General features: G+C 43.5%; 20 protein-coding genes. 17 read left to right on the top strand and 3 right to left on the bottom strand.

Features of this window, described 5'->3' with window-relative positions; genetic code table 11:
- Position 1: 1 nt before the first annotated feature.
- On the top strand, positions 2-2002 hold the full coding sequence (ligA, locus tag CFR83_RS06415; RefSeq protein WP_088813241.1) for an NAD-dependent DNA ligase LigA: 2001 nt from the start codon (positions 2-4) through the stop codon (positions 2000-2002).
- Between the two features lie 7 nt (positions 2003-2009).
- Here the strand turns inward: ligA and CFR83_RS06410 are convergent, their stop codons facing one another.
- Both CFR83_RS06410 and map read right to left on the bottom strand, forming a co-directional pair.
- Positions 2010-4574, bottom strand: coding sequence for a [protein-PII] uridylyltransferase (locus CFR83_RS06410; protein WP_088813240.1), 2565 nt, complete (start codon positions 4572-4574; stop codon positions 2010-2012).
- A gap of 3 nt (positions 4575-4577) precedes the next feature.
- Positions 4578-5408 (bottom strand): type I methionyl aminopeptidase, encoded by an 831-nt coding sequence (gene map / locus CFR83_RS06405; RefSeq protein ID WP_088813239.1) that lies wholly within the window; start codon positions 5406-5408, stop codon positions 4578-4580.
- Between the two features lie 174 nt (positions 5409-5582).
- Between map and rpsB the strand changes: the two genes are divergently transcribed.
- The 16 genes from rpsB to CFR83_RS06325 all read left to right on the top strand — a co-directional run bounded on the left by rpsB (position 5583) and on the right by CFR83_RS06325 (position 20309).
- The gene (gene rpsB, locus CFR83_RS06400; RefSeq protein WP_088813238.1) at positions 5583-6332 is read left to right on the top strand and encodes a 30S ribosomal protein S2; all 750 of its coding nucleotides are present in this window, start codon (positions 5583-5585) and stop codon (positions 6330-6332) included.
- Positions 6332-7213 carry a translation elongation factor Ts gene (tsf, locus tag CFR83_RS06395; RefSeq protein ID WP_088813237.1) on the top strand — a complete coding sequence of 294 codons (882 nt, stop codon included), beginning with the start codon at positions 6332-6334 and terminating at the stop codon, positions 7211-7213. The genes rpsB and tsf overlap by 1 nt, the downstream gene beginning before the upstream one ends.
- A gap of 94 nt (positions 7214-7307) precedes the next feature.
- The gene (pyrH, locus tag CFR83_RS06390; protein WP_088813236.1) at positions 7308-8018 is read left to right on the top strand and encodes a UMP kinase; all 711 of its coding nucleotides are present in this window, start codon (positions 7308-7310) and stop codon (positions 8016-8018) included.
- Positions 8019-8029: 11 nt separating this feature from the next.
- Positions 8030-8590 carry a ribosome recycling factor gene (gene frr, locus CFR83_RS06385; RefSeq protein WP_088813235.1) on the top strand — a complete coding sequence of 187 codons (561 nt, stop codon included), beginning with the start codon at positions 8030-8032 and terminating at the stop codon, positions 8588-8590.
- A 23-nt stretch (positions 8591-8613) separates the two neighbouring features.
- The gene (locus CFR83_RS06380) at positions 8614-9402 is read left to right on the top strand and encodes an isoprenyl transferase (protein WP_088813234.1); all 789 of its coding nucleotides are present in this window, start codon (positions 8614-8616) and stop codon (positions 9400-9402) included.
- Entirely contained in the window at positions 9403-10245 is an 843-nt protein-coding gene (locus CFR83_RS06375; RefSeq protein WP_088813233.1) for a phosphatidate cytidylyltransferase, read from the top strand.
- Between the two features lie 5 nt (positions 10246-10250).
- Positions 10251-11450: a 1-deoxy-D-xylulose-5-phosphate reductoisomerase gene (ispC, locus tag CFR83_RS06370; protein WP_088813232.1), complete on the top strand. Its 1200-nt coding sequence runs from the start codon at positions 10251-10253 to the stop codon at positions 11448-11450.
- A complete protein-coding gene (locus CFR83_RS06365; RefSeq protein ID WP_088813231.1) occupies positions 11447-12517 on the top strand; it encodes a M50 family metallopeptidase in 1071 nt (356 codons plus the stop codon). Before ispC ends, CFR83_RS06365 begins: the two co-directional genes overlap by 4 nt.
- On the top strand, positions 12514-14820 hold the full coding sequence (gene bamA, locus CFR83_RS06360) for an outer membrane protein assembly factor BamA (RefSeq protein ID WP_088813230.1): 2307 nt from the start codon (positions 12514-12516) through the stop codon (positions 14818-14820). The genes CFR83_RS06365 and bamA overlap by 4 nt, the downstream gene beginning before the upstream one ends.
- Before the next feature lie 18 nt (positions 14821-14838).
- Entirely contained in the window at positions 14839-15381 is a 543-nt protein-coding gene (locus CFR83_RS06355) for an OmpH/Skp family outer membrane protein (protein WP_088813229.1), read from the top strand.
- Positions 15382-15401: 20 nt separating this feature from the next.
- The gene (gene lpxD, locus CFR83_RS06350) at positions 15402-16469 is read left to right on the top strand and encodes a UDP-3-O-(3-hydroxymyristoyl)glucosamine N-acyltransferase (protein WP_088813228.1); all 1068 of its coding nucleotides are present in this window, start codon (positions 15402-15404) and stop codon (positions 16467-16469) included.
- 10 nt (positions 16470-16479) lie between these two features.
- Positions 16480-16929 (top strand): 3-hydroxyacyl-ACP dehydratase FabZ, encoded by a 450-nt coding sequence (fabZ, locus tag CFR83_RS06345; protein ID WP_088813227.1) that lies wholly within the window; start codon positions 16480-16482, stop codon positions 16927-16929.
- A gap of 1 nt (position 16930) precedes the next feature.
- Positions 16931-17731: an acyl-ACP--UDP-N-acetylglucosamine O-acyltransferase gene (gene lpxA / locus CFR83_RS06340; RefSeq protein WP_088813226.1), complete on the top strand. Its 801-nt coding sequence runs from the start codon at positions 16931-16933 to the stop codon at positions 17729-17731.
- Positions 17691-18902 carry a lipid-A-disaccharide synthase gene (gene lpxB, locus CFR83_RS06335; RefSeq protein ID WP_088813225.1) on the top strand — a complete coding sequence of 404 codons (1212 nt, stop codon included), beginning with the start codon at positions 17691-17693 and terminating at the stop codon, positions 18900-18902. Before lpxA ends, lpxB begins: the two co-directional genes overlap by 41 nt.
- Positions 18883-19491 (top strand): ribonuclease HII, encoded by a 609-nt coding sequence (rnhB, locus tag CFR83_RS06330; RefSeq protein ID WP_088813224.1) that lies wholly within the window; start codon positions 18883-18885, stop codon positions 19489-19491. The genes lpxB and rnhB overlap by 20 nt, the downstream gene beginning before the upstream one ends.
- Positions 19488-20309 (top strand): TrmH family RNA methyltransferase, encoded by an 822-nt coding sequence (locus CFR83_RS06325; RefSeq protein ID WP_088813223.1) that lies wholly within the window; start codon positions 19488-19490, stop codon positions 20307-20309. The genes rnhB and CFR83_RS06325 overlap by 4 nt, the downstream gene beginning before the upstream one ends.
- A 9-nt stretch (positions 20310-20318) precedes the next feature.
- On the opposite strand, the gene ppsR is transcribed toward CFR83_RS06325, so the two are convergent.
- Positions 20319-21143, bottom strand: a complete 825-nt coding sequence (ppsR, locus tag CFR83_RS06320) for a posphoenolpyruvate synthetase regulatory kinase/phosphorylase PpsR (protein ID WP_088813222.1) — start codon at positions 21141-21143, stop codon at positions 20319-20321.
- Positions 21144-21303 lie beyond the last annotated feature (160 nt).

The following is a 21303-nucleotide window of genomic DNA, read 5'->3' as shown; positions in this document are numbered from 1 at the left end:
AATGTCTGATTCGGCCCGTTATGCTTGGCTGAAAGAAGAGTTGGCAAGTTTGGATCATGCCTACTACGTTCTTGATGATCCCATTCTTCCAGATGCTGAATACGATAAGTTATATCGTGAGCTATTAGCTATTGAAAAAGATCGCCCAGATTGGGTGACGCCGGATTCGCCATCACAGCGTGTCAGTGGGCAGGCGAGCGATTTGTTTTCCGAAGTCAAGCATGTGGTTCCAATGCTATCTCTTAACAACGCTCTTGAGGATAAAGAAGCTGAAGCATTTGATAAGCGTTGTCGAGAAGGTCTTGATCTACCCGAGGTGGAATACGCTGCAGAATTAAAGTTTGATGGATTGGCTATTTCTCTTAGGTATGAAAACGGTCTTCTAGTTCAAGCCGCAACTCGAGGTGATGGTTACAGCGGTGAAGATGTAACAGCCAACATTAGAACGATTAAAGCGATACCTCTTAAGTTAAAGGGTCAAAATCATCCGGCAGTATTAGATGTCAGAGGCGAAGTCTTCATGAGCCATAAGGATTTTGAAGCACTTAACCGTGCCGCTATAGAAAAATCAGAAAAGACCTTTGCCAACCCCAGAAATGCAGCGGCTGGCAGCTTGCGCCAATTAGATCCAAGAATCACAGCGCAAAGAACGCTGTCATTTTTTTCATATGGGATTGGGCAATGTGAGCCATCAAGTTATTTACCAAGCACCCACTCAGATTTATTGAATTTATATGCCAGCTGGGGTTTACCAGTTTGCGAGCATCGGGCAGTTCTTAAGTCAATTGATGGCTTGATGGGGTTTTATCGACAAATCGCCCAGCTAAGAGATCAATTGCCTTATGACATCGATGGTGTGGTTTACAAAGTTAATTCAAGAGAGTTACAAGAGGACTTAGGATTCGTTTCTAGAGCGCCACGTTTTGCAGTCGCTCATAAATTCCCCGCCCAAGAGGCATTAACAACAGTTTTAGGTATTGATGTGCAAGTGGGTAGAACAGGTGCCATTACACCAGTTGCGAGGTTATCACCAGTTGTAGTAGGTGGCGTCACAGTCACTAATGCGACACTGCATAACGAGGATGAAGTTCGCCGAAAAGACATTCACATTGGCGATACAGTGGTAGTAAGGCGGGCAGGTGATGTGATTCCTGAAGTGGTCTCGGCTATTAAAGAGAAAAGACCTGCAAATGCCGCATCGTTTGTGATGCCCACTGCATGCCCGATTTGTGGTTCTCATATTGAAAAACCTGAAGATGAGGCAGTTGCCAGATGCAGTGGAGGATTGTTTTGTCCTGCTCAGCGTAAGCAAGCTTTATTGCACTTTGCGCAGCGGCGTGCGATGGATATCGAGGGTTTGGGGGAGAAAATTGTTGATCAGTTGGTAGATCTTCAAATAGTGAGAACCCCGGCTGATTTATACCGATTGGGTCTGATGGCGCTCGCTAATTTAGAGCGTATGGGTGAAAAGTCAGCAGAAAACCTCTTAGCAGCCATCCATCAATCTAGGAAAAACACCCTAGCCAGATTTATTTTTGCACTAGGTATTCGTCACGTGGGTGAAAGTACTGCCAAAGACTTAGCCAAGCATTTTGGCGGTATTCATGAAGTCATGGCCGCCAAAGAAGAAGATTTACTTCAAGTGAATGATGTTGGTCCTGTTGTTGCGCAGTCATTAGTGAGCTTCTTTAGCGAAGCTCATAATCGCGAGGTGATTGAGCAATTATTGGCTGCAGGCATTGAGTTAGAAGTTGAACAATCTAGCATCCACCCCGAGTTGGTTGGTAAGACCTTTGTGTTGACTGGAACCTTGCCAACCATGTCAAGAGATCAGGCAAAGGCTTTGTTGGAAAAAGCGGGCGCTAAAGTGGCAGGGTCTGTATCAGCCAAAACTAGTTATGTTGTAGCAGGTGCCGATGCTGGTAGTAAGCTAGAAAAAGCCCAAGAACTGGGTGTGACTGTGATTGATGAAGCCCAACTCATCGCAATGTTGCAAAGCTGATAAAAAATTAAACAGCTAGAGCTTCTAGTATTTCAGTCTCTAACTGAATTTGTATTTTTGAATCTTTAGATAAATTTTCGCCAGCCAACAAAAACACGTCTTCAATACGCTCGCCCAAGGTATTAATTCTGGCAGTGTGCAATGAGATTCGGTGCTCAGCCAATATTTTTGCTATCGCATAGAGGATGCCAGTTCTGTCATTGGCTGATACTGATAGAACAAAGTATTGACCTCGGTCATCAGCCCGCAAGCTAACACGTGGTTGTATCGGGAAGCTTCTTGACTGTCGAGATAGTCGTCCTTGATTGGGGCTTGGTAGGGCAGCGACCTTTTTCAAAATTTCCGCCAAATCATGTTCGACTAATTGAATGATGTCTCGATAGTGGCCACCTTCACGTAATAGATTGGTGCCAGAAATCTGGAATGTATCTAACGCGTAACCATGTTGGGTTGTGTGAATACGTGCATCCAGAATTGAGAAACCCTGTTGATCAAAGTATGAACAAATTCTGGCAAATAAATCAGGTTGGTCTTTGATATAAACGGCAACTTGAAGACCTTCTCCCACAGGAGATAGTCTGGCTCGAACAATGGGCTCTTGGTGATTGACGCGACCATATAAATGTTTGGTTAGCCATGCGATATCACTGGGCTCATGACGTAAAAAGAATGGAATGTCCAACTGCTTCCAGAGTTCTTCGTGAGCATCTGCTTGTAAACCAAATAGACGCAACATCTTTTTGGCTTCTGATTGGTTTTGCTCTAGTTCAGAAGTGACATCATGCTGACCACCACCAATTACTCGTAAGGTTAGTTTGTATAAATCTTCGAGTAATTTGCCTTTCCAGGCATTCCATACTTTAGGGCTAGTGCCTCTGACATCAGCTACTGTGAGCAAATAAAGCGCTGTGAGTCTTCTTTCTGTTTTGACACGTTTAGCAAATGCTTTGACGACATCTGGATCGCCAATATCTTGTTTTTGCGCCACTTGACTCATGGTGAGATGCTCAGCTACTAGCCACACTAGGATATCTGTATCTTCTTTGCTAAGACCATGTTGTTTGGCAAATAGGCGAGCATCTTTTTTGCCCAACTCAGAATGATCCCCACCACGACCTTTGGCAATGTCATGGAATAGGGCAGCCAGGATTAATAACCATGGTTTGTCATAGTTGGCAGCTAGTTGACTGCAAAAAGGAAATTCATGCGTGTGCTCTACGACCCAAAACCTTCGCACATTTCGTAGCACCATCAAAATATGTTGGTCCACTGTGTACACATGAAATAAGTCATGCTGCATCTGACCAACAATGCGTCTAAAGGCGGGTAGATATCTGCCAAGCACACTGGTTTGATTCATTAATCTAAACGCATGGGTAATGCCATCGTGTTGTTTCACGATATCCATAAAGCATGCGCGATTCTCAGGGTTGTTCCGCCATTGAGCATTCATTAGACCTCTAGCGTTATAGAGGCCTCTGAGTATTTGGGCGGAGAATCCTTTGACACCAGGTGTTTTTGTGTAGAGCAAGAAAGCTCGCAAAATCTGTTCTGGGTGTTTTTCAAATAACAATGGATCAACAATATCGAGCAAACCTTGTTTTTCAACAAAATGCTCTGAAACAGGTCTGGTGATCCTTGATTCTTTTGGAAAGAGAATCGCTTCAATATTCTGGAGAAGAATTTCATTTAACTGGGTTACCGCCTTAGCAGCCCAGTAATACCTCTTCATGATTTTTTCACTGGCACGCGTGCCATTTTCTGAATCTAAGCCAAAGGCTTCAGCCAGTTGCGTTTGCAAATCAAATACCAAGACATCTTGGCGACGTTTAGCCACCAGGTGCAACTGGGTTCTTAGCGTTTGCAGGAATCTTAAATTGCGATTAATTTCTAAAGACTCACGCTTGGTGAGCAAGCCTTTTTTATGTAAATCTAAAAAACTGTTGCCTAACTTGGCTGCCTTGGTCATCCATAAAATGACCTGTAAATCTCTCAAGCCACCTGGACTCTCTTTACAGTTAGGTTCTAGAGAGTAGGGGGTGTCATTGTGTTTGTGGTGCCTTTGGCGAAGCTCTAATAACTTTGCCTGATAGAAGGCTTTAGCATCCATGGCTGCATCAAACTGGACCAAGAAGCGGCGATATAACTTTTTGTCACCACCCACCCAGCGAGACTCTAACAGTGATGTTCTGACAGTAATGTCTGCGGCGGCTTCTTGTAAGCACTCATCAATGTTTCTAACTGAAGAGCCGATTTCAATTCCCAGGTCCCAGCACCTAGTAATAAATGCCTCTACCTTAGGGTTAACAATTGATAAATCTTCAGCGCTTAATTTTTCTGAAAGCAATACCAGAATATCAACATCTGAATACGGAAATAGTTCGCCGCGACCGTAGCCTCCAACCGCAATTAGCGCAGCGTATGGATTAAGGCCGCTTTCTTGCCACGCCACCAATAACTGTTGATCAGTTAATTGACAGACATCCTTGGTTAGCTTGCTAACGTTCAGATCCTTCTTAAATTCCTCAAATCGAGCTTGTCGACGGGTTTTAAGAGTGGCGAGGGTATCCATGACTCAGGGTCTAAATTTAAGATTACCGACGCATTCTGGCGGAGGTGGGCTACCTGCAGAGTAGGTTAGAACTTCAACGCCAGTAGCCGTAACCAAGCAGGTGTGCTCCCACTGGGCTGAAAGGCTTCTATCTTTGGTTTTTACTGTCCATTGGTCTGGCATCGTACGAATATCTCGTTTGCCAGCATTAATCATTGGCTCAATTGTAAAGGTCATACCTTCGTAGAGTTTTTCACCAAGACCTGGTTTGCCATAGTGAACAATCTGAGGTTCGTCATGAAAGACCTGGCCAATGCCATGGCCGCAGTATTCGCGAACCACTGAATAGCCAGCACCTTCTGCATGACTTTGAATGGCATGACCAATATCGCCCAACGTGCAACCAGGTTTGACTTGAGCAATTCCTAGCCACATGCATTCGTAGGTGACTTGAGATAGTCGTTTGGCCAAAATAGATGGCTCACCTATGGCAAACATCCTACTCGTATCCCCAAAATAGCCAGTTGGGGTAATAACTGTGATGTCTAAATTAACCACATCACCATCTTTCAGAATTCTGTCGCCAGGTATGCCGTGGCAAATCACGTCATTGACTGAGGTGCAAATTGATTTTGGGAACGGTGGATAGCCAGGAGGCTGGTAATTGAGTGGCGCAGGTACCGTTTTTTGTACATTGACCATGTAGTCGTGGCAAATTCTGTCTAGCTCGCCGGTAGTTACGCCTGCCTTCACAAAGGGGGTAACGTGGTCTAGTACCTCACTGGCCAGACGACCGGCTTCACGCATGCCAGCTATAAATTCAATCGAAGAGGGTTTTTTAGTTTCAGTCAACATACCCCGATTATCCAGCATAAATTCATAGTTTTCATGGCTTTAATACTATTTTTAGGGTAGAATACGGGCACTGTTTCAGATGGTCTGGAACAGAATCACGAACCAAGCCGTCCAGGGTGGCACTTTTTAGTGCAGTCAGGACTTGGTTCTAGACTTAACCCTTAGGAGATTTACATGTCTGTGACTATGCGTCAAATGCTGGAAGCCGGTTGCCATTTTGGTCACCAAACTCGCTTCTGGTCACCAAAGATGGCCCCTTATATTTTCGGTCATCGCAACAAAATTCATATTATTAACCTCGAAAAAACTCTTCCAATGTTCTTGGAAGCGCAAAAGTTTGTGCGTCAAGTAGCGTCTAATCGCGGCACAATTTTGTTCGTAGGTACAAAACGTCAGTCAAAAGAGATCATTGCTGAAGAAGCAACTCGTGCTGGTATGCCATACGTGGATGCACGTTGGTTGGGCGGTACATTGACTAACTTTAAAACTGTTAAAGGTTCTATCAAGCGTCTAAAAGACATGACTGCTGCCCGCGAAAACGGCGATTGGGAGCGTTTGTCTAAGAAGGAAGCTTTGACTACTAGCCGTGACATCGAGAAACTAGAGAAGTCACTTGGCGGTATTCAAGACATGACTGGTACTCCTGATGCGATTTTCGTGGTTGACGTTGGTTACCACAAGATTGCTATCACTGAAGCTAAGAAATTAGGTATTCCAGTGATTGCTGTGGTTGATACAAACCACTCACCTGAAGGTGTTGATTACATCATTCCAGGTAACGATGACTCAAGCAAGGCTGTTTCTTTATACGTTCGTGCGATGGCTGACGCTATCCTAGAAGGTAAAGCTAATGCTGTTCAGCAAGTTCTAGAAGCTGTTAAGGGCGACGCTGATGAGTTCGTTGAAGAAGGAAAGGGTGAGTAATGGCTGCAATTACTGCTGCAATGGTTGGCGAACTACGCGCCAAAACCGATGCTCCAATGATGGAGTGCAAAAAAGCTTTAACTGAAGCTGATGGCGACATGGCTAAAGCGGAAGAGATTCTGCGTGTAAAACTTGGTAGCAAAGCTGGTAAAGCTGCATCACGTGTTACAGCAGAAGGTGTTATCACTGCTTTCATCAACGGCACAACTGGTGCTTTAGTTGAAGTTAACTGTGAAACAGACTTCGTTTCTAAAAATGATGACTTCCTAGCTTTGAGCAATGCCTGTGCTCAATTAGTTGCTGAGAAAAACCCAGCTGATGTAGCTGCTTTGTCTGCTTTGCCATATGCTGGTAAGACAGTTGAAGAAGTTCGTGCTGAGTTGATCGGTCGTATCGGTGAAAACATGTCTTTACGTCGTTTCACACGTTTTTCTGGCGACAGCAAATTGGTTTCTTACCTACACGGCACACGTATTGGTGTGATGGTTGAATACACTGGTGATGACACTGCTGCTAAAGACGTAGCTATGCACATTGCCGCTATGAAGCCAATCGCTTTGTCAGCTGCTGATGTTCCTGCTGACAAGATTGCTACAGAGAAGAGTGTTGCTGAGTTGAAGGCTGCTGAATCAGGCAAACCTGCTGACATCGTTGCTAAGATGGTTGAAGGTTCTGTTCAGAAGTACTTGAAAGAAGTTTCTTTGTTAAATCAAACTTTCGTTAAAAACGACAAGCAAACAGTAGAGCAAATGTTGAAAGCTGCAAATACAACAATTAAGAGCTTTACGATGTATGTTGTTGGTGAAGGTATTGAGAAGCGTCAAGACGACTTCGCTGCTGAAGTAGCTGCTCAGGTAGCTGCTGCAAAAGCCACGGCCTAAGTAGTACTAGTAGTTCGAAAGGGCACGGGGTTAATACCTTCGTGCCCTTTATACTTTCGGAACTTGATTATTGCCCACTATAGAGAGACTGACCATGCCAGCATACAAAAGAGTGTTGTTAAAACTATCAGGTGAAGCCTTAATGGGCGACGATTCCTACGGAATCAACCCATTGACCATTGATGCCATGGTGACAGACATTGCTGAGGTTGTTCAAAGTGGGGTGCAATTAGCCATCGTGATTGGTGGCGGCAATATATTTAGAGGTGTGGCTGGCGGTGCGGCAGGTATGGACCGTGCTACTGCTGACTACATGGGTATGTTGGCAACAATGATGAACTCTCTAGCCTTACAAGATGCATTGCGCCAAAAAGGTGTCGAGGCGCGTGTTCAATCTGCTTTGAGGATGGATCAAGTGGTTGAGCCATACATTCGCCCAAGAGCGATTCGTCATATGGAAGAGGGTAAGGTGGTGGTGTTTGCTGCTGGTACAGGCAACCCATTCTTTACAACAGATACAGCTGCAGCACTACGTGGTGCAGAGATGGGTGTAGAAGTCGTACTAAAAGCTACCAAAGTAGACGGTATCTACACCAGCGATCCTAAAAAAGATCCAACAGCTACTAGATATGACACTATTAGCTTTGATGAAGCGATTATTAAAAATTTACAAGTCATGGATGCGACAGCTTTTGCTTTGTGTCGCGACAGAAAACTACCTATTAAAGTATTTTCAATCCTAAAACCAGGTGCCCTAAAGCGCGTGGTCATGGGTGAAAACGAAGGCACATTGGTACACGTATAAAAGGAAGCATTATGTCTGCTGCAGATATTAAAAAAACCACAGAACAAAAAATGACTAAGTCGATTGAGTCATTAAAGTCTAATTTACAAAAAATTAGAACGGGCCGTGCTCATCCAGGTATTTTGGAGCAAATCAACGTTGATTACTACGGTAACCCAACTCCTTTGGCGCAAGTCGCTAACTTGGGTTTAGCTGATGCTAGAACTTTGACAGTGCAGCCATGGGAAAAGAACATGATGGCTGCCGTTGAGAAAGCTATTCGTGAGTCAGATTTGGGTTTGAACCCTGCTACACAAGGCAACATCATTCGTGTGCCAATGCCAGCTCTCACTGAAGAGCGCCGTAAAGAGTTGACTAAAGTGGTTAAAGGCGAGGGTGAAGATTCAAAGATTGCCGTGCGTAACTTAAGACGTGACGCTAATGAGTCGTTGAAAAAATTGGCTAAAGACAAAGAAATTTCTGAGGACGATGAGCGTCGCTCTCAAGATGATGTGCAAAAAATGACCGATCGTTTTGTTGCTGAAATTGACAAAATCATTTCTGAAAAAGAAAAAGAGATCATGACTGTTTAAGCTAAAGCTTGAATAGTTCATCTATGACCAAACAATCCACGTCAGCACACACCAGTTCAACTCAGGACGTTCCTGAGGTGACTGGGGTGCCTAAGCACGTGGCCATCATTATGGATGGTAATGGTCGCTGGGCAACTAAACGCTTTTTGCCGAGGGTTGCAGGCCATAAGCAAGGTTTAGAAACGGTTCGTAAGATTGTTAAGGACTGTGGTGATGCTGGTGTGGAATACCTTACCTTATTTGCCTTTAGTTCTGAAAATTGGCGCAGGCCTGCTGAAGAAGTTGGCTTTTTAATGAAGTTATTTTTAACTGCATTAGAAAAAGAAATTACCCGTTTGCATCGTAATAACGTGCGCCTCAGATTGATTGGTGATTTAAGTCGTTTTGATCCATTGATTCAAGAACGTGTGGCGCAAGCTGAGGCGAGAACTGCTGAAAATACTGGGCTCAATTTGACGATTGCAGCTAACTACGGTGGCCGATGGGATATGTTGCAAGCTGTTTCAGCATGCTTAAAAGCCAATCCTGGATTGACTCCTGAGGAAGTCACTGAGGCTTTGTTAACGCCTCATTTATCCATGTCCTTTGCTCCAGAGCCTGATTTATTTATTAGGACAGGTGGTGAGCAGCGCATTAGTAACTTCTTGTTGTGGCAGTTAGCGTATACCGAACTTTATTTCACAGATGTACTTTGGCCAGACTTTGATCCTGCAGCATTAAGGCAATCATTTTCTTGGTATCAAGACCGAGAGCGTCGCTTTGGTAGAACCAGTGCTCAAGTGGTCAGCTCAACAAAAGACAAGGTTGAATAGATGTTAAAAACAAGAGTTATTACAGCCTTGGCATTGTTAGCAGTTTTTTTACCAGTGTTGTGGTTTGCACCATTGATTTGGTTGGGTGTATTGATTGCTCTTGTGATTACATTGGCAGCATGGGAGTGGTGGAGACTACTGTTTCCGCAAAATCTAAAAAGAGCCTACTCTTATGCAGGATTGTGCTTACTTAATTTAGCCACATGGTTCATGTACGCGGATATTCAGGTGGTTGAGTATTTGCTATGGGCCACCTTGGCTTTCTGGTTATTACTTGTGCCTCTATTAATGAGTAAGGCATTGGATCTCAGTATGAACTTCTGGCGTTGGCCACTAGCCATCGCAGGTTTATTTATATTGCCAGCTTGTTGGTTTGCACTAATGCATTTACGTGCCATTAGCATGTCTTTATTTTTATCTGTTTTGGTTTTGGTCTGGGCTGCAGATATTGGCGCTTATTTTGCAGGTAAGGCATTTGGTAAACATAAATTGGCGATTCGTTTAAGTCCTGGAAAATCGATTGAGGGCGCTATTGGTGGGTGGTTATTCGTTTTATCCATCGCAGTAATATCAGTATCGGTTTTATCCGACTATGACTTAACACGTAGTAATTACTTTTATATCCTTCAAGACAAACTAGGTTGGTTGGGTTTACTTGCCCTAGTAACTTTAAGTGTGGCCATGAGTATTCAAGGTGATTTATTTGAGTCACAACTTAAAAGAATTGCTGGCGTCAAAGACAGTAGTGCTTTATTGCCAGGTCATGGCGGATTCTTAGACAGAATTGATGCCTTATTACCAGTGTTGCCACTAGCTGCACTTTTAATGATTTTGGTTGCTTAAAAAGCATGAGACATATTTGCGTACTAGGATCAACAGGATCTATTGGTGTTAACACTTTGCAGGTGGCACGTGCGCATCCTCAGTTATTCAAGATTGCTGCATTAACGGCTCACTCAAACGTTGAGGTGCTGGCTCAGCAATGTATTGAGTTCAAGCCAGAATTGGCAGTGGTTGGTAGTGCAAATGCCGCACAAAATTTACAAGATTTACTGCGCGCGGCTAATATCAAGACCGATGTTCAATATGGACCAGAGGCACTGGTGAGTGCATCGACTTTGTCATCTGTAGACACGGTGATGGCGGCAATTGTCGGCGCAGCTGGTTTGGTTCCTACCATTGAGGCAGCTAAATTAGGCAAACGAATTCTGTTGGCTAATAAAGAATCGCTGGTGATGGCTGGCGACATATTCATGGCAGCTATTGCACAAAGTGGTGCTGAGTTACTGCCCATTGATAGTGAGCACAATGCTATCTATCAATGTCTGCCTGATGCGAATACATCCAATGCCGGAGCAAGAGGTCAATACAGCACCTTGGGCGTTAAAGAAATTCTATTAACAGCATCCGGTGGCCCTTTTAGGAAACACTCTGTTGAACAGTTGGCTAGCGTCACCCCAGACCAAGCTTGTGCGCATCCTAATTGGGTAATGGGTCGCAAAATTTCAGTTGATTCAGCCACTATGATGAATAAGGGCTTGGAAGTGATTGAGGCCCATTATTTATTTGGTCTACCTGCTGAGCAGATTAAGGTTTTAATTCATCCGCAAAGCGTGATTCATTCCATGGTTCGTTATGTGGATGGTTCTGTCATTGCTCAGTTGGGGCAGCCTGATATGAAGACGCCGATTGCCTACGGTTTAGGTTGGCCTAATCGGATTGATGGTGGGGTGGAAGAGTTGGATTTTCTGAAGTTAAGTCAACTTCATTTTGAAGAGGTTGATCACCAACGATTCCCTTCGTTGAAATTGGCATATCAAGCTTTATCGATGGGTGGTTTGATGCCAACCGTTTTGAATGCCGCTAATGAGGTGGCAGTTGACGCATTCCTTCTAGAAAAAATTAAATTCACTCAAATTGCAGAGGTGGTAGAAAAAACACTTGAGCAATTTAGAGCCTCCCCAGCTGATCGGCTAGATGTGATACTGGCTACTGATCAAGAGTCTAGAGCGCTAGCTCAAAATATTATTAAAGGCTATCAAGAATGACGGCTATTTGGTCTTTGATTGCTTTTTTAGTTGCAATTGGTTTACTGGTTAGTTTTCACGAATTGGGGCACTACACGGCAGCTCGAGTCTGTGGTGTTCGAGTTTTAAGATTTTCTGTTGGATTTGGTAAAACCCTTTGGACCTATCAAAAGAGTTCCGACTCAACTGAGTGGGCTTTGAGTAGCTTGCCTTTGGGTGGATACGTCAAAATGGACGAAAACTCATTCCAAAGCAAGCCATTATGGAAGAGGTCGTTCATAGTGGTTGCCGGCCCTTTGGCTAACTTTGTTTTGGCGATTATTTTCTTGGCAACTCTATTTGTTTCGGGTGTGCCTCAAATTCCATCAAAATTAGCTGAGCCTGCTCAGGCGAGTTTGGCCTATGAGGCAGGTGTTTTTGGTGGCGATACCGTGACTGGTTGGAAGCAGGGCGATGACGCATCATTTAAGCCCATTGTTAGTTGGAATCAGTTGAGATGGCGCCTATTGGATGCGGTAACAGCCAAAGAGGGCTTCATCTTGCAGGTTACAACTGCCAAGGGTGATCAGCAAGCTATTGTTTTCAAAGAAGAAAAAATGCCAAAATTGGCTCCCGATGTTGATCCATTAGCCACATTGGGCGTTAAGCCTGATTTAAATGAGCCTGTGGCTGTATTTGAGTTGAAATTGGGTCTATTTGAGTCATTAAGGGTAGCTGTAGAGCGTGTTTGGGATGTTAGCGTGGTCTCATTGAGGATGTTGGGGGGTATTTTTACCGGTGAATCCTCAATTAAGCAGATTGGTGGCCCCTTGAGTATTGCAGATATGGCGGGCAAATCAGTCCAGGTGGGGTGGCAATCTTATTTAGGTTTCTTGGCCTTGATTAGTATCAGTTTAGGGATTCTTAATTTGATGCCTCTACCTATGTTAGATGGTGGTCAGCTACTGTATGATGCATGGGAATTGCTCACCGGAAGTAAGGTTCCTGAAGCATGGCAAAATGTACTTCAAAGAGTTGGTGTTGGTAGCCTAATGTTATTAACAATATTGGCTTTGTTTAACGATATTTCTAGATTGTTTTTACGTTGAAACCAAGTAAAAAATTTATTCGTACACCTCTAGCTGCGATTGCAGCAGGTCTTCTATGCAGCTCTGTTTGGGCGGCTGATCCATTTGTGGTCAAAGATATTCGCGTGGAGGGCTTGCAAAGGGTTGAGCCGGGTACTGTTTTCAGTTACCTGCCAGTTAAAGTTGGTGAGACTTTCACAGATGACAAAGGTGCTGATGCCATTCGTGCTTTGTACAACACTGGTTTCTTCAAGGACGTCAAAGTGGAGTCTGATGGCCAGGTATTGGTAGTAACAGTTGAAGAAAGACCAGCTGTTTCACAGCTTGAGTTCACAGGCATTAAAGAATTTGATAAAGATGCTTTGAAGAAGTCTCTTAAAGCAGTTGGCGTTGCTGAAGCTCGTTATTACGACAAAGCTCTGATCGATAAAGCAGAGCAAGAATTGAAACGTCAGTATGTTTCACGTGGCTACTATGCAGCAGAGGTAATCACCACTGTAACGCCAGTTGAGCGTAATCGCGTGGCGATTGTATTTAACGTCGATGAGGGTCAAGTTTCCAAGATTGTCCAAATCAACATCGTTGGTAATCAAGCATTCAAAGAAAAAGATTTGCGTGAAGAGATGCAACTCTCTACGCCAAACTGGTTATCTTGGTATACAAAAAATGACTTGTACTCTAAGCAAAAGTTAACAGCTGACTTAGAGGCAATTCGTTCTTTCTACTTGAATCGTGGTTATTTGGAATTTGTGATTGAGTCAACGCAAGTTTCAATCACACCAGATAAAAAGGGTATTTACCTGAATATCAACATTCGTGAAGGTCAGCAGTACAAAGTGGCTTCTGTGAAGTTGGCAGGTGAGTTGCTAAATAAAGAAGAAGAGTTAACTAAATTAGTTAATTTAAAGATTGGTGATGTTTTCTCATCAGCTAAATTAACAGAGAGTACTAAGGCGATTGCGGATAAGTTGGGTGCCTACGGTTACGCTTTTGCAGCGATTAACCCACAGCCTAATTTGCAAAAAGATAAGCAATTGGTGGATCTCAATTTGATTGTTGATCCAGGTAAGAGAACTTATGTTCGCAAGATCAACGTTTCAGGTAATGCTAAAACACGTGATGAAGTTATTCGTCGTGAGATGCGTCAGCTAGAGAGCTCTTGGTTCGATAGTGAGAAGCTCAAGTTATCAAAAGACAGAATTAATAGACTTGGTTACTTTACGGATGTTGAAGTTAATACTGAAGACATCCCAGGCGTATCTGATCAAGTGGACGTGGGCATTAAAGTTGCTGAAAAACCTACAGGCTCTCTCAGCTTGGGTGCAGGTTTCTCATCAACTGATAAATTGATTTTGACCGCTGGTATTTCTCAAGAGAATGCTTTTGGTACTGGAACAAGTATTGGTTTAAACGTTAACACTGGTAAAACTAATAGAACTTTGGCTTTATCTAACTACGATCCATATTTCACTGAAGATGGTATTAGCCGTTTCACTGAGGTTTACACCAGAACTTCTAGACCGTTGTACTACTTGGGCGATTCAGAGTACAAAATTGTTTCAACAGGTGGTAGCTTTAAGCTAGGTGTGCCGTATTCTGAAGTAGATCGTGTGTTCTTTGGTTTGGGTATTGAGCAATTAAAGATGGAGACATCTACCAATACGCCAGATAGATATAACCAGTATGTGAGTTCGTACGGTAATAGTAATATGAACGTGCCATTCACAATCGGTTGGTCACGTGATGCCAGAGACAGTGCTTTGATTCCTTCTCGTGGTACGTATCAACAGGTTAACTTTGAGTACGGTACTCCGCTTGCTGATTTGCAGTACTACCGTATTTACTACCAACATCAATATTTCTACCCATTCTCGAAGGGCAACATTTTGTCTTTCAACGGTGAAATTGGTTATGGTGACACTTATAACAAAAAGCCATTCCCTGTGACGAAAAACTACTTCGTGGGTGGTATTGGTTCGGTGAGGGGCTATATGCCAGGTTCTTTGGGACCGTCATACACAAATTCACTTAATGGTGCGATAACCCCAGTTGGGGGGTCATCGAAGTTAGTGGGTAACGTGGAATATACTTTCCCTGTGCCTGGTTCAGGAGTTGATAAAACATTACGTATTTTCGGCTTCCTTGATGCGGGTAATATTTATGATGGAGTTCCAGACTTTGCGGGTTTAAGAACTTCTACTGGTTTTGGTCTTTCATGGATTTCTCCATTGGGCCCACTCAAGTTTAGTTATGGTTTCCCATTGAATACTAAGCCTGGTGATCGTCTACAGAGATTCCAGTTCCAGATTGGTACAGCGTTTTAATTTTTTTAAGGTTTATATATGAATCGCATCAACTCAAAATTAATTCAGTCAACATTAGCGGCACTACTTGTTTCTGTTGGTCTTACATCTACAGCAGTATTAGCAGCGGATGAGGCTAAAGACTTTAGCGGTCGTATTGGTGTTGTTAATTCTGAGCGTATTTTCAAAGAATCTAATATGGCTAAGGCTAGTCAAGCAAAGCTACAAGCTGAGTTTGCTAAGCGTGAAAAAGAGTTGCGTGATGACGCACAAAAAATTAAAACTGCCGCAGAAAAATTAGACAAAGATGCTGCTGTGATGCCTGATGCAGAGCGTGTGCGTAAGCAACGTGAGTTGGCTGATGCTGACCGTGAGTTACAACGTAAACAACGTGAGTTCACAGAAGATGTGAACCAACGTAGTTTTGAAGAGCGTTCAAAGATTGCTCAAAAAGCCAATCAAGCACTCAAGGTTGTTGCTGAGCAAAGAAAACTTGATTTAATTGTGCAAGAAGCTGCCTACGTTAGTCCAAAGATTGAAGTGACTGATGACGTGATCAAGGCGCTTAACAACCTTCGTTAATTATTTCGAGTAGGTTACTAATGCCAACCATTGCTGAGTTAGCCGAACGCTATTCGGCTCGCTTAGCGGGCGATGGCAAGGCGCAGGTTTCTAGTTTTGCGCCACTCAATCAAGCTGGCGTCGGTCAGCTTGCTTTTCTTGCAAATCCTCTTTATCGCAATGAAGCTGCCGCCAGTAAGGCTGCAGGTTTAATTGTTTCTGAGGCTGACTATGAGTTTTTATGTGCCGATGGTGCGAATACTCAAAGAAGCTATTTAATTCACAAAAATCCTTATGCACTGTTTGCCAGAATCGCCCAAGAGTTTGCAAAGGATGCTATTCCGAAGTACCTGCCTGGTATTCATCCAAGTGCAGTGATTGAGCCTGGGGCTGATGTTTCTGATTCAGCCCACATCGGCCCTCTATGTTTTGTGGGCAAGGGTGCAAAAATTGGTGCGCGGTCTGTATTGGTTTCACAAGTTCACGTTGGTGAAAATGCCACGATTGGTGATGACGCGCTCTTGTATCCAAACGTGACTATTTATTACAACTGCCAGTTAGGACTTCGAAACATTATTCACAGTGGTACGGTGATCGGTTCTGATGGTTTTGGTTTTGCTCCAGACTTGGCTGCCGGGGAGTGGGTAAAAGTTCCGCAAACTGGACGGGTAGTGATTGGTAATGATGTGGAGATTGGGTCAAATACATCCGTAGATCGTGGTGCTATGGCTGATACACGTATCGATGATGGTTGCAAAATTGATAACTTGGTGCAAATTGCTCACAATGCTCATATTGGTGCTCTAACAGTGATTGCTGGCAATACAGCCATTGCTGGTAGTACAACGATTGGCAAAATGTGCATGATTGGCGGTTCTACCAGTTTTGCTGGGCATATTCAGATTGCTGACAGAACCACTATTTCAGGTGGAACATCCATCATGAAATCAATTGTTGAGCCTGGCCAGCAGTACACCAGTGTCTTCCCAATGTTGCCTCATAGAGATTGGGAAAAGACAGCGGTATTGGTTCGCGGGCTAGATAAAATGCGACAAAAGATTAAAGATTTAGAACAACAAATTAAAACTATTACTCAAGATAAGAAATAGAGGGATTGTCATGACTGAACTTGTTAATTTTGATATCAATCAGATTCTTAAGATGCTTCCGCATCGCTATCCTTTTTTATTGGTTGATCGCGTTTTAGAGTTAGAAGCTGGTAAGCGTGTTAAAGCTCTAAAAAACATCTCTATGAATGAGCCTCAGTTTACTGGGCACTTTCCTGAGTTTCCTGTGATGCCTGGCGTTTTGATTTTGGAAGCATTGGCACAAACAGCAGCGCTTCTTACATTTGGCCAAGATGCTATTGATGATTCCGTGTATTTCTTTGTTGGTATCGATAATGCACGTTTTAAAAAGCCAGTAACTCCTGGTGATCAATTAATTCTTAATGCTTCTGTGGAGCGTTTTAAGGGCGGAATCTGGAAATTCAAAACATTTGCTACGGTTAATGATGTGGTTGTGACTGAAGCAGATTTGATGTGCACGATTCGTAAAAAGGAAGCCTAAGATGGCGTTGATACATCCAACGGCAATTGTTGATCCTAAGGCTGAGATCGCTGAAGGTGTTGAAATTGGCCCTTATGCAGTGATTGGTCCAAATGTCAAAATTGGCGCAAAGACTCAAATCGGTGCGCATACTGTTGTTGAGGGTTGCACGACTATTGGACAAGAGAACAAGATTGGTCACTTTGCTTCAGTAGGTGGTGCACCACAGGATATGAAATATCGCGGTGAGCCTACGCAGTTGATCATTGGTGATCGCAACATGATTCGTGAGTTCACGACTTTGCATACAGGCACGATCCAAGATCAGGGCATTACAAAAATTGGTAATGACAATTGGATCATGGCATATGTGCATATTGCTCATGATTGTGTGGTTGGTAACAATACAATTTTCTCAAACAATGCCCAAATTGCAGGGCATGTTCATGTAGATGATCACGCTATTTTGGGTGGCATGTCTGGTGTTCATCAGTTTGTACGCATTGGCGAGCATTCAATGATTGGGGGCGCGTCTAAGTTGGTGCAAGATTTGCCTCCTTATGTAATTGCTTCAGGACCGATTGCAGAGCCACATGGTTTAAATGCTGAAGGCTTGAAACGTCGCGGGTTTAATCCTGAGACAATCACCGCGCTCAAGCAGGCATATAAACTTTTATACAAAGAAGGCTTGAGTTTTGAAGATGCTAAAAAAGCAATTGCTAGTTTGGCTGATCAAAAACAATCCACCGAAGCTCAAACTGCTGAAAAACTAAGAATATTCCATGACTTTATCGCCGCTTCACAGCGCGGCATTGCCCGCTAATCAGTTGGCAGATAGTTCTTATCTTGCCTGTGTAGCCGGTGAGCCATCTGGAGATATGTTGGCTGCCAGCGTTTTGGCAGCTATCAAAACAGAGTCGCAACTAGAGCACCTTCAAACCAAGGGTATAGGTGGCCCTAAGATGGTTGCTGAGGGTTTTGAGGCTCTCTGGCCGATGGAAACCTTGGCAGTGCGTGGTTATGTTGAGGCGATTAAACAGTTGCCCGCCATTTTGGCTGTGAGGCAGTCACTGATTAAAGAGTTGATGACTCATCCGCCCAAGGCTTATTTAGGCATAGATGCCCCAGACTTTAATCTAGGCGTTGAAAAAAAGTTAAAAGCCGCAGGCATTCCTACGATTCATTTTATTAGCCCATCCATTTGGGCTTGGCGTGGTGGGCGTATCAAAGGCATCAAAGAATCTGTTGATCATATGCTTTGTATCTTCCCATTTGAATCAGAGATTTACGATCGAGCTGGTATTCAAGCAACGTATGTTGGCCATCCATTGGCATCAACTATTCCGATGGTTCCTGACACTGATGGCGCTAAAAGAAAATTAAATGTGAAGCCAGGCTCTGCTGTAGTGGCTGTGTTACCAGGCAGCAGAAAGTCAGAAATTGCCATGATTGGACCTGGATTTTTTGAGGTAATCGGTAAGATGTTTGAGCAATACCAACTAGATATCGAATTTGTTGTGCCTATTGCTACTGATAGTTTGAAATCATCTATTGAGAAATTGGCAGAACAAATCAGACAACGTCACCCTCAGATAGTGATTCATTTGCTGAGTGGCCAAGCCAGCTTAGCTTTAGAAGCAGCGGATGTTGTTTTGATTGCCAGTGGTACCGCCACCTTAGAGGCTGCCTTATGGAAAAAACCAATGGTGATTTCTTATAAGGTGCCAGCTTTAACTGCTTGGATCATGAAGCGACAGGCTTATCTGCCTTATGTGGGTTTACCAAATATTTTGGCGGGCGAGTTTATTGTTCCTGAGTTACTGCAAGATGCTGCTACGCCTGAAGCCTTAGCTCAAGCAACATTGGCTTGGTTAGACCAACCTGCAAAAGTGTCGGATTTGAAAAATCGTTTCACAGCCATGCATGAGACTTTGCATTTACCAACGGGTAAATTAGTGGCTAATGTGATTGCGGATGTCATCAATGCCAAATGAGTACGAGTGGATCTGTGGCGTAGATGAGGCTGGCAGGGGGCCTTTAGCTGGGTCAGTAGTTGCAGCTGCAGTTATCTTAGATCCTCTGAAACCAATTGAGGGTCTTAAAGACTCAAAAAAATTAACTGCAAAAGTTCGTGATGAGTTATTTGACATCATTATTCGTGACTCAAAAGCATGGTGCATTGCAGAAGCCTCGGCTGCTGAAATTGATGCTATTAACATCTTGCAAGCCACTATGTTAGCGATGAAGCGGGCGATTGAGGGTTTAGAAAAAACCTTGGGTCGACTTCCTGATAAAGCTTTAATTGATGGTAATCGTTGCCCCAAAGTAAATATTGAGATGGAAGCGATTGTGAAGGGTGATAGCAAGGTTCAAGCAATTTCTGCTGCATCCATATTGGCAAAAGTAACTAGGGATAGAGATATGCAGGTATTGCATGAGGCATATCCGATGTATGGTTTTAATCAGCACATGGGATATCCAACGCCCATGCATTTTAATGCACTAAAAGAATTTGGGCCATGTCCTGCTCATCGAAAAACATTTGCACCTGTTAGAGAAGTGATGGAAACTAAGTTGCTATGAAAGATGCCAAATACATCAGCTCAAATGACAATGCATTAGTTAAACGCCTCAAAGTTTTATTGGAAGGCGGTGCAAAAGCGAATAAGACTCGTCAAGAGCTTGGTCTAGCTGTGATTGAAGGTATTCATTTGGCTCAAGCGTGGTTGGCGAGCGAAGATATGGTGGAGATATTTACCACCGAGGCGGGTATGGAGCAGCCTGAAATTGCAGCCGTTATTGACATGCAGTTAGCAGCGGTTCCAAATACAGATTTGTATATCTTGGATGAGTCACTCTGGAAAAAGTTAACAGAATTAGAGAATGCTCCTCCAATCATGGCTTGTGTTCGCATCCCCAAACATGAGTTCCCGGCAGACTTTAAAAAAGATGTCCTGATCTTGGACTGTATTCAGGATGCTGGTAATGTTGGATCGATGATGAGAACGGCAGCAGCAGCTGGCTTATCTTATGTGATTTGTATGAAAGGCACGGCTCAAGTATGGTCGCCAAAGGTTTTGCGTGCCGCCATGGGGGCGCACCGGCACTTAAAAATATTTGAGGCATGGACCTTAAATCAGATACGCGAAAAAATTAAAATCCCTTTGCTTGCTACGAGCTTAATCGCAAATCAAGATCTATATGATTTAGGCGATGAATTGCTAGACCCTCACGCTTGGGTATTTGGTAATGAGGGCTCAGGTGTTGATGCCGAACTATTAGCGATTGCTAAGGGAGTTATCGTGCCTCAAGACCCATGTGTGGAGTCTTTGAATGTTAGTGCAGCAACTGCGATTTGTTTATTTGAGATGCGCAGAGTGCGCCGCGAATCTCAAGACTAAATTCACCGTTTAGTAGTTTGGTCGATCAGGTTTGATTTCTTGCAAGATGGTGGTGGCAATTTCCTCAATCGATTTATTGGTGGTGGATAGCCAGGGAATGCCATGTTTTCGCATCATCGCTTCAGCTTCGCTGACCTCATAACGACAGTTTTCTATTTTTGCGTAATTGCTGCCGGGCCGACGCTCATTTCTGATTTCAGAAAGGCGCATTGGATCAATCGTGAGTCCAAATAGCTTCTTGCGATAGGGTTGAATATCAACAGGCATCTGATTTCTTTCAAAATCATCAGGTATTAATGGGTAGTTGGCTGACTTTAAGCCGTACTGCATAGCCAAATAGAGACTCGTTGGTGTTTTGCCGCTTCTGGAGACGCCGACCAGGATCACATCGGCATCTGCCAAGTTTTGGTTCGATTGCCCATCATCATGGGCTAGTGAGAAGTTAATTGCTTCAATACGATTTTTATAAGAATCAGTATCTGCATTGTTATGAAAGCGCCCAATTGCATGAGTCGATTTCATGCCCAGAGCCTGTTCGAGCGGCACGATAAAGGTTTGAAACATGTCCATCATTACGCCATTGGATGCAGAAACTACAGCATTGACCTCAGAATCTACCAAAGTAGTGAAAACAATAGGCTGTAAACCAGATGTTTTAGCGTAATCATTGATTTCTCGAACAACCTGATGGGCTTTGTCCACGGTGTCAATAAAAGGCATTCTGACCTGTCTGAAAGGCAGCTCAAACTGTGCCAAAATCGACTGAGAGAATGTCTCAGCTGTAATACCTGTACCGTCAGAAACGATGAAAACTGTGCGTGGTTTTGCGCTCATATTCTTATTTATTGATAGATGATTCCTAGAGGATACAATAGAAACATTCAATAAAAGCTAGGGCGGCAATCTAGCTTTGCAACCAGTTTCCCATTACTTAGAGAGTTGTTATGTCCAATCCAAACCATGCAAATGCATACGTTTTACCCTTTGAGGAGTT

This window comes from Polynucleobacter victoriensis, assembly GCF_900187875.1.
Lineage (GTDB): Bacteria > Pseudomonadota > Gammaproteobacteria > Burkholderiales > Burkholderiaceae > Polynucleobacter > Polynucleobacter victoriensis.
The sequence above is the reverse complement of the archived record's forward strand: the minus strand, read 5'-3'. Positions and strand labels throughout refer to the sequence as shown.

What these genes read in the sequence shown, in the direction of transcription:
- ligA (WP_088813241.1), top strand. Translation starts at nt 2, where the DNA reads ATGTCTGATTCGGCCCGTTATGCTTGGCTGAAAGAAGAGTTGGCAAGT.
- CFR83_RS06410 (WP_088813240.1), bottom strand. Translation starts at nt 4,574, where the DNA reads ATGGATACCCTCGCCACTCTTAAAACCCGTCGACAAGCTCGATTTGAG.
- map (WP_088813239.1), bottom strand. Translation starts at nt 5,408, where the DNA reads ATGTTGACTGAAACTAAAAAACCCTCTTCGATTGAATTTATAGCTGGC.
- rpsB (WP_088813238.1), top strand. Translation starts at nt 5,583, where the DNA reads ATGTCTGTGACTATGCGTCAAATGCTGGAAGCCGGTTGCCATTTTGGT.
- tsf (WP_088813237.1), top strand. Translation starts at nt 6,332, where the DNA reads ATGGCTGCAATTACTGCTGCAATGGTTGGCGAACTACGCGCCAAAACC.
- pyrH (WP_088813236.1), top strand. Translation starts at nt 7,308, where the DNA reads ATGCCAGCATACAAAAGAGTGTTGTTAAAACTATCAGGTGAAGCCTTA.
- frr (WP_088813235.1), top strand. Translation starts at nt 8,030, where the DNA reads ATGTCTGCTGCAGATATTAAAAAAACCACAGAACAAAAAATGACTAAG.
- CFR83_RS06380 (WP_088813234.1), top strand. Translation starts at nt 8,614, where the DNA reads ATGACCAAACAATCCACGTCAGCACACACCAGTTCAACTCAGGACGTT.
- CFR83_RS06375 (WP_088813233.1), top strand. Translation starts at nt 9,403, where the DNA reads ATGTTAAAAACAAGAGTTATTACAGCCTTGGCATTGTTAGCAGTTTTT.
- ispC (WP_088813232.1), top strand. Translation starts at nt 10,251, where the DNA reads ATGAGACATATTTGCGTACTAGGATCAACAGGATCTATTGGTGTTAAC.
- CFR83_RS06365 (WP_088813231.1), top strand. Translation starts at nt 11,447, where the DNA reads ATGACGGCTATTTGGTCTTTGATTGCTTTTTTAGTTGCAATTGGTTTA.
- CFR83_RS06355 (WP_088813229.1), top strand. Translation starts at nt 14,839, where the DNA reads ATGAATCGCATCAACTCAAAATTAATTCAGTCAACATTAGCGGCACTA.
- lpxD (WP_088813228.1), top strand. Translation starts at nt 15,402, where the DNA reads ATGCCAACCATTGCTGAGTTAGCCGAACGCTATTCGGCTCGCTTAGCG.
- fabZ (WP_088813227.1), top strand. Translation starts at nt 16,480, where the DNA reads ATGACTGAACTTGTTAATTTTGATATCAATCAGATTCTTAAGATGCTT.
- lpxA (WP_088813226.1), top strand. Translation starts at nt 16,931, where the DNA reads ATGGCGTTGATACATCCAACGGCAATTGTTGATCCTAAGGCTGAGATC.
- lpxB (WP_088813225.1), top strand. Translation starts at nt 17,691, where the DNA reads ATGACTTTATCGCCGCTTCACAGCGCGGCATTGCCCGCTAATCAGTTG.
- rnhB (WP_088813224.1), top strand. Translation starts at nt 18,883, where the DNA reads ATGTCATCAATGCCAAATGAGTACGAGTGGATCTGTGGCGTAGATGAG.
- CFR83_RS06325 (WP_088813223.1), top strand. Translation starts at nt 19,488, where the DNA reads ATGAAAGATGCCAAATACATCAGCTCAAATGACAATGCATTAGTTAAA.
- ppsR (WP_088813222.1), bottom strand. Translation starts at nt 21,143, where the DNA reads ATGAGCGCAAAACCACGCACAGTTTTCATCGTTTCTGACGGTACAGGT.